Source organism: Protofrankia sp. Cr1 (genome assembly GCF_963555865.1).
Taxonomy (GTDB): Bacteria; Actinomycetota; Actinomycetes; order Frankiales; family Frankiaceae; genus Protofrankia.
In genome coordinates this window covers 1-1999 of record NZ_CAUVXO010000595.1, presented here as the reverse complement: position 1 = coordinate 1999, position 1999 = coordinate 1, and the positions used below count along the sequence as shown (strand labels likewise).

1 protein-coding gene is annotated in these 1999 nt (G+C 59.8%); it reads left to right on the top strand.

Translation table 11 applies throughout. The annotated features are described in order from the left end of the window. Nucleotides 1-186: 186 nt before the first annotated feature. Nucleotides 187-1999 (top strand): ATP-binding protein (locus U9980_RS26395; protein ID WP_322770407.1); only part of this gene is annotated, 1813 nt, incomplete at its 3' end.

Below are 1999 nucleotides of genomic sequence, written 5' to 3'. Positions count from 1 at the left end.
CCGCACCGACCGCACCGAACGCACCGAACGCACCGGCCAAGGGCACGGCGCCTGCGTCTGCCTCGCAACTGATCACCTGGACTCGTGATCTATACTGACAGTCCTGCTAGGTTCCCCTGCGGGTCCGGACGTGCGAGAAGAGCTGTGATCGCACACCCTTTGACCTGCTGGAAGTTGGGCGGATATATGTCTCGGGTCACCGTCGAGGTCGACGAGGACCACCTCGCCGGGCTCCTGAAGAATGCCCGCGCGGGCCTGGCCGAGTTGATCTGGAACTCGCTGGATGCCGACGCGAACCGCGTTGACGTGTCAACTTCCACAAATGATCTCGGTGGTCCAGAAACTGTCACTGTCATGGATGACGGTCATGGGATGACGAAGGACGACGCTGTCCGTGGTTTCGGCCGGGTCGGCGGTTCGTGGAAGCGCTCCGCTGCAACCACCCGGACGCAACACCGCAGCCTGCACGGCAAGCATGGTCAGGGTCGCTATGCCGCGTTCAGTCTTGGTGGCCAGATCACATGGACCAGCGTCGCGGCCGATGGCGACATCGGTCACGGCGAAATTCGGATCACCGGGGATCGGAACGACCTGCGTCGCTTCGAGATAAGCGACAGTAAACCGTCAACAAGATCAATAACGGGCACGCGGGTCGTGGTCAGGCGGTTGGACGAGCGCGCGGTCGCCATCCTGGGCCGCGACGACATCGTCGACAACCTGACCGCCATCTTCGCGATATATCTCGAGTCGTACTCGCAGGTCACGGTGACCTGGTGTGGCACGAAGCTCGACCCATCCCGGCTCCAGGAAAACCGCGTGGAGTACCCACTGACCGTTCCGGGAATGGAGGGAAAGGCATCGTTGACGGTAATTGAATGGAATGCAAAAATCGATCGTGCCATCTTTCTCTGTGATTCCGACGGCATGGCGTTGCACCAGATCTCTCCCGGTATATGGGCGCCGGGCTTCGATTTTACCGCCTATCTTCGCTGGAACGGATTCCGCGACCTCGGTCGCGACATTCACCTCCTTGATTTTGAGCTCGAACAGGCGGCTCCGTTGCTGGAATGCGCACGAAGGACGCTGCGTGAGCACTTTCGGCGACAGGCCGTAGACAAACAGAATGCCCTCGTCCAGAAATGGAAAGACGATGGCACGTACCCGTATTTCGACGAACCAACCACACATCTTCAGCAGGCGGAACAGCAGACATTCGACGTGGTTGCACTCAGCGCAGCACGAATCCTGGACGGGCTCGATCCCAGAGCGCGGAAGTTCTCCCTTCATCTGGTCCGCGAAGCCCTGGAGTCCAACCCGACCGGCCTGCGACGCATACTCACCGAAGTTCTCGATCTTCCAAGCGACCGAATAGATGAGCTCGCCAGGCTCCTGGACCGCACCACGCTTTCCACGCTCATCAGCACGTCACGAAAAATCGGTGACCGGCTGGATTTTCTCGCCGGGCTCAATGCGCTGGTCTTCGATACGGAAAGCAATAGGCAGACACTCGAACGCCGCCAGTTGCACCGCATCCTCGCCGAAGAGACGTGGATCTTCGCCGAGGAGTACGCGTTGACCGGGGACGATGACCGCCTCCTCCAGGTCCTTCGAGGACACGCCGAGATCCTCGGCGACGACATCGACTTCACCGACTCGCGGACCCCGCCACGGCGGGCTGACGGTCGCGACGCAATTCCCGACCTTGTACTGTCCCGGAAGGTCGAACAGCATCAGAACCGTATCGAGCACATCGTCATCGAGCTGAAACGACCGAAGATCGATATCGGCGTGGCGCAGATCAATCAGATCGAATCCTACGCACTCGCGGTCCTCGATGACCCACGCTTCACCCAGGCCAACGTCTTCTGGGATTTCTGGGTGGTGGGCGTCCGAATGGACAAATATGCCGAAATGCGCCGTAACCAGGACTCGCTTCCGCACGGCTTCATTCAAAGATCAGGAAGATACAGCATACAGGTGAGAACCTGGGCAGAGGTCA